This window comes from Gammaproteobacteria bacterium, from assembly GCA_022450155.1.
In the GTDB taxonomy this organism is placed as follows: Bacteria; Pseudomonadota; Gammaproteobacteria; order Arenicellales; family UBA868; genus REDSEA-S09-B13.
In genome coordinates, this window is the sequence record JAKUQR010000051.1 from 1 (window position 1) to 5,574 (window position 5,574).

9 protein-coding genes are annotated in these 5,574 nt (G+C 49.9%); 5 read left to right on the forward strand and 4 right to left on the reverse strand.

All coding sequences use genetic code 11. The annotated features are described in order from the left end of the window. Window positions 1-204, reverse strand: a 204-nt coding sequence (locus MK323_14855) for a hypothetical protein (protein MCH2483424.1), incomplete at its 3' end; no start/stop codon positions are given. 188 nt (window positions 205-392) lie between these two features. Here MK323_14855 and MK323_14860 point away from each other — a divergent pair. From MK323_14860 to MK323_14880, 5 genes are all read left to right on the forward strand, one after another. Then, the gene (locus tag MK323_14860; protein ID MCH2483425.1) at window positions 393-680 is read left to right on the forward strand and encodes an antibiotic biosynthesis monooxygenase; all 288 of its coding nucleotides are present in this window, start codon (window positions 393-395) and stop codon (window positions 678-680) included. Between the two features lie 28 nt (window positions 681-708). Beyond that, window positions 709-900, forward strand: coding sequence for a hypothetical protein (locus MK323_14865; protein MCH2483426.1), 192 nt, complete (start codon window positions 709-711; stop codon window positions 898-900). A 151-nt stretch (window positions 901-1,051) separates the two neighbouring features. Continuing rightward, on the forward strand, window positions 1,052-1,669 hold the full coding sequence (locus MK323_14870) for a hypothetical protein (protein ID MCH2483427.1): 618 nt from the start codon (window positions 1,052-1,054) through the stop codon (window positions 1,667-1,669). Next, on the forward strand, window positions 1,666-1,905 hold the full coding sequence (locus MK323_14875; GenBank protein ID MCH2483428.1) for a hypothetical protein: 240 nt from the start codon (window positions 1,666-1,668) through the stop codon (window positions 1,903-1,905). Before MK323_14870 ends, MK323_14875 begins: the two co-directional genes overlap by 4 nt. 204 nt (window positions 1,906-2,109) lie before the next feature. Beyond that, window positions 2,110-2,982: a mechanosensitive ion channel gene (locus MK323_14880; GenBank protein ID MCH2483429.1), complete on the forward strand. Its 873-nt coding sequence runs from the start codon at window positions 2,110-2,112 to the stop codon at window positions 2,980-2,982. A gap of 509 nt (window positions 2,983-3,491) precedes the next feature. Here the strand turns inward: MK323_14880 and MK323_14885 are convergent. The 3 genes from MK323_14885 to MK323_14895 all read right to left on the reverse strand — a co-directional run. Then, window positions 3,492-4,097 (reverse strand): urea carboxylase-associated family protein, encoded by a 606-nt coding sequence (locus MK323_14885; GenBank protein MCH2483430.1) that lies wholly within the window; start codon window positions 4,095-4,097, stop codon window positions 3,492-3,494. A gap of 184 nt (window positions 4,098-4,281) precedes the next feature. Further along, window positions 4,282-4,647: a cupin domain-containing protein gene (locus MK323_14890; GenBank protein MCH2483431.1), complete on the reverse strand. Its 366-nt coding sequence runs from the start codon at window positions 4,645-4,647 to the stop codon at window positions 4,282-4,284. 301 nt (window positions 4,648-4,948) lie between these two features. Continuing rightward, the coding region (locus MK323_14895) for a TauD/TfdA family dioxygenase (GenBank protein ID MCH2483432.1) at window positions 4,949-5,574 on the reverse strand (626 nt) is incomplete at its 5' end.

Sequence of the window (5,574 nt, forward strand, 5' to 3'; positions counted from 1 at the left end):
ACGAAATGCTGTGACCTCGGCCCACGGGTCAAAACACTGATCGCGCAGTTCGATGTGCATGGAATTTCCTTTTAGCCAGCTGGGATAAGGTCTGGAGAAATATCTCGCCCAGATTACTCCCAACAAGCGCGGGTCTGGAAAAGGGCCACAATTAGGAATTCTGCTATTCAGTGCTACATTGTTGTTTAACTTTGTTAGAGCCACCCTACCCCCTTCTGATCTGCAGATCAACAGGAATATCTGTTTCGCACAGCGGCGGGGTTCCTAGACGTTTTGTAGTTATTAAAGCCTGAATTTCAGGACCTCATTTTGTTTAATTAACAACACTGTTGTTTGAGTTTAAGATAGCGAGATAACGCTTAACTGGCTTAATTTGGAAAGGAGTGATACTGATGACACACACTGCCCTCATTGTTCATCTTGATATAAAACCCGAATCATTTTCTGAGTTTCTTAACCTGGCGCGTACACACGGTGCTAACAGTCAACAGATTGAATCGGGTTGTCTACGGTTCGATGTGATGGTATCGACTGAAACAGAAAATCATGTTGTTCTGGTCGAGGTCTACGAAAACGATGAGGCACTAGAGTCACATTGGATTTCGGAACACATGGCAAAATACCTGGAACAGGTAGATGAAATGATTGTGGAGCGTCAACGGTACCGATGTGAATGCTAACCACAATGATTGCAAATCGAGAAAATAAATGAAAGGTAGAGACCCAAATCACTTGAGTAGACCAGTACGAACTGGCAAAAGTATGGGTGAGTTTGGTCCAGACTATAAAAAGACCCACGATTTAGTTTTGGGTGACAAAAGTGATAAGTTCACGGGGGAATGGAACAAATGGAAAGTAAAGAAAGAAATTCCTGGAAAGAAACCGAAAAAACCTAAGTAGATACAAAGTAGGCAGGAGAACATCGATTAAGAAACACGTCTACATATTCCGCCGCCTGTTCCTGCGGTCTCGCTTCGCCGCCGCCACGGGGTGGTAGTATGCACGGATCCGGTTACTTGCAACGTCCCTGTTGACTCCACCGGTACTTAGTATGCGAGAAATCGTCCCCGACATTTTCACCTGGTCGTGGTTTTCGGAACCACACGGATACGAATTCAACGGTCATCTGATCCTTGATCCCGCCGGCAATATCTGCATCGATCCCGTGCCACCAGGGGAGGAAGAACTGGCGACAATCATCAACAAGGGTGTGAGCCACATTCTGCTGACCAACCGGAATCATTCCCGGGCTGCCAACCTCATCCGGACCCGGACCGGTGCCCGGACCCTGATTCACCGGGCAGACGCCGACCATGCCAGACGCCAAGCAACTGTGCTGGATGGCGAGATAACCGTTGGCGAAAATTTCGGGCCACTGGAGGTCATCGATGTGGCGGGAAAATCACTGGGCGAAGTAGCGTTGTATTGGCGAAAACGACAAATTCTAATCGTCGGGGACGTTGTTATCGGCCATCCCGCTGGCCGTTGTGGGCTGTTGCCGGAACGGGTCATCGACGACCCTATACTTCTTAGGCGGAACGTGGCGGCGTTGTTGGCCCTTGATTTCAATATCCTCCTGGTCGGGGATGGGGAGTCAATCCTGAGTCATGCTAACGACAGGCTTGACCAACTAGCAAGGGAATTCACAGACCAGTGCGGCAACCAATGAGGCTGAAATCACTGATCGTTGTGGTCGGTGGCGCTATGTTATACGCCGTAGATGAGATGCCGGTGGCACTGGCAAATCACCAAGCAAAGCCGGACTTCGGGGGTGAGATCGTCTATCTGATCTTGTTTATGATCGGGGTGGCGGTGGTGGTCAGCGTCGTAACCTACTCGGCTTGGAATAGACGGAAACGCCGTCTCCGAAGAGCGCGGCGGGTCTCAAAACAACGAAAAAGCTAAGAGGCTTATGGTATTAGTGGGGTGTTGGGAGTAGTACTGATGGGATGAAACCTGTTAATCAAAGCTTCACTTTGACCAGGCCATCCCAAGAGGAGTCTTGGAAGATGCCCCAATACTTCACAGTGACCAGTGGGTAGTTCATGCTAGTCTGATAATCCCTAGTTTCTGCAACGAAACTGACAAGCCATATATGGAGCAAATGACATGGAAGACGAAGTTTTCAGTATAGCCAATCAACTAATTGTGCTCATTACCGATTACGCTCTGGATATCGTAGGCGCATTGCTGTTGCTCATTGCCGGATGGGTAGTGGCTGGATGGATAGAAAAGCACACCGGTAAGGTGTTGAAGCGTATTGACAGGGTAGATGCGACCCTACGCTCTTTCGTCACCAATCTGGTGCGCTACGCTATCCTGGTCCTGGTGATGATCGCTGTATTTGCCCAGTTTGGCATCCAGACAACGAGCATCATCGCTGTGCTCGGTGCCGCCGGCCTGGCTGTGGGCCTAGCCCTGCAAGGCACGTTGGCAAATATCGCCGCCGGTATGCTGCTGCATTTCCTAAGACCATTCAGGGTCGGCGAGAGCATTGACGCCGGTAGCATAGCGGGGACCGTGCGAGAAATCGGCCTCTTTTCGACGGAGCTTCAAACCTGGGACGGTATCTATCTGATGGTACCGAACTCGCAGCTTGCCTCCGCCGCGATCCTGAACTACTCGCGACTGCCGACCCGCCGACTGAATCTCGTGATTGGCATTAGTTACACCGACGATATTGACAAGACGCTGAAGGTCCTGAGCGAACTCCTGCAGAATGATGAACGGATTCTCGATGATCCCGCCCATCAAGTTATGGTAAAAGAGTTAGCCGATAGCTCGGTCAACATCAACCTGCGTTGCTGGACCAACCGGGAAAACTACTGGTCCTTGCGGTTCGACCTGACCAAGCAGGCCAAGCAACGATTAGACGAGTACGACATCAGCATCCCGTTTCCGCAGCGAGATGTTCATCTTTACCATGAGGAAAAGCAACCGGAAGCCATGAAGACAACTGCTTCAGAGTCTGAGGCCACTTAGTTGTTATTCTTCTTCCACGACGTTGTCGTGAAATGAACCGCCTTTGTCCTCTGTGGCCTCAGCTAAGGCTTGTATGAAAAGAAAACAGAGGACTGGGTAATAACAAAACAGCCACCAATAACGTCTCATTTGAAAAAGCAGAATCAACGCAAAAGCTTGAACTGCCTGATTTTGCTGACAAGGCAGGAAGGTTTACAGTTCTAGTGGGATGTTGGGAATGATTATCCCAATCTCACCACCAGATCCTTTCTCCCGCACGTAACTAAACCGTCCGTGGCAACTCGATGAGCCACCATCGGTTTACTAGGCCAACACCTAAATCTTAATCTAAGATGTGTGCCGCTATTCGAATTCGTCCAATACCGGCCAACTGAAGCCAGGACTTTCGACGGTAACTTTGGTGGTAACTCCATGTCTCTATTCCATAAACATCCGATAAGTCGATGTTTTATAGACGAATATGGTTGCCCTCGGCTCCACCAATTCTCCTGGCACCCTTTGCCCAGCGGTCAGTCCTTCACCTCGACGATCAGTTCGGTCACCCCACCTTCTGAATTGATCAACCAATCAGGTATCGCGAGATCGAACGGGCACGACGAAACGACACAGATCAGGTCCATGAGCGCCTCCAGTTCCACATAGGCCCCGGGAGGCACCGGGTTGGGCGGTGAGATCAGTACTGACTCGGCATCTATGAAGGTATTGGTGAAGAAATTGATAGGCTGCGGCACCACGTCAATCTCATAGCCCTCACGACGCATGGAGATTTGCAGGTTCTCAGCGCAACTTGGGTGGTGTCCTTTGTGGCCGTACTGCTCGTAACGGAACTGATCGCAGGCAGCGAGCATCATGTCATGCACACCACCAGCGCCGTCCTCGGTGAACGTCAGCATTGGCCGTCGAAACCGACTGATCAGGAACTGCCCCTCGCGTGGTTTGACGCTGCGATTCAGTACCCAGGTGTGCATCGGTGATAGCCATTCGCTGACGGTCTCAGCGTTGTAGGCAAAAAAATCAGCCGCCTGCGCCCCTTTCGGAGTGGTAATGCGTAAACGCGCTCCCTTGGGAACCCGGTGAGCGCGACCCTCACTGGCTGGAATAACGCTCCTCTTCATAGCCTCTCTTTCATCTCCTCATGGAACCACAGAGCTCTTTCTTATTATGCAGGCCCACGTCGTCTCAGATTGTCTTAATGTGGTCATGAGTGAACTTCTTGGATATTTTACACAACTTTAGTACCATGCCTGGGAAACGTGACTGGTCGACGTCTTCAAGTAGTTTCAGGACTGGACACAATCGTCAATCCTGGGCATAGGTCTCCGCTGTTTGACTGTCGAATTCAATCATCACGCAAGGTTCATCGCCCACGACTCGGGCTTGATGACCCGGCTTACATTCATAGACGTCGCCGGGATTCAATGTGGCTTCGCTACCGTCTTCGTGTTGCACCAGTAACTGGCCCGATTGGACCACTCCCAGATGGTGCGCCTGGCAGCTGTCGGTGCCAACCACCGGGGCAATACACTCCGACCAGACCCAGCCGGGCTGTGCGGTCAGGCGCGCGACCTTGGTCGAACCGACGTTGACAATCTCCATGGTGGTCTTTTCCGGAGCGCGTACCTCGTCGGGCGATGAAAAATCGATCTTGTGAATGCCCGTGGTCATCTTCTCTCCTCCTTCATTTGCTGTTGAATCGATGAATTTGTAGCAAATCAAGGTTACCAGATCAGGAATCTGGTTTAAAGAAGATTCCCCAGATGCTGAACTAAAGCCCCTATCTAACTAGATTCCACGATTCCAACCCCTGCCTGCTAACGACAATACTGCCAGACAGGAAGCCAACTCATTGATGAGGGTGGTTCAGAGACGTTTATTCTCTGTGGGGTTGGGCAAACCGTAAAGGCTCAGATTACTGGCGCGTGCAACCGACCAATACATCTAAATGTTTCAAAAGTCGCTGGTAAAACTAACCGGGCTCCAGTCCGATAACACGATGGAGTCGTCGTCTTTGAGTGGCGTAATTGTATTCGGTTGGGGTATGCATCATGCAGCGATTGTCCCACACCAATAAATCACCAACGCTCCACTGATGTCGATAAATCTGATTTTCGGCTGTAATAAATTCCAGCAACTGACTAAGGAATTCATAACTTTGTGACTCATTCATTCCATCTATACACTTGCATTCTTCAATACTAAATACCAATGCTTCTCGTTGGGTTACGGGATGCGTTACAACTAAAGGTTTAGTCACATCCGAGAATTGTGCTAGTTCTTCGGTAGACAATTTTTTGGCATACCCCAACCTCTCATATAGGTAAAGCCGCGAATACGTGATACTTAAACTCTTGACCTGTTTGGACAACGCAGGAGGTAGTGCATTAAGGGACAGGTAACCATTCGCAAATAAAGTGTCACCACCCTGTTTGGGTATCTCAACGCCATAAAGGCAGGTAGCCAGGTGTTTTGTTTCCACGCCACTACCGTCAAAATGCCACTCAATATCTTTGGCAGGCTGATGACCAATCGCTTCACTATTTTCCTTAATGTTGCTGAGTATTACTACATGCGGAAATCCTTCCAGTGTCTTTT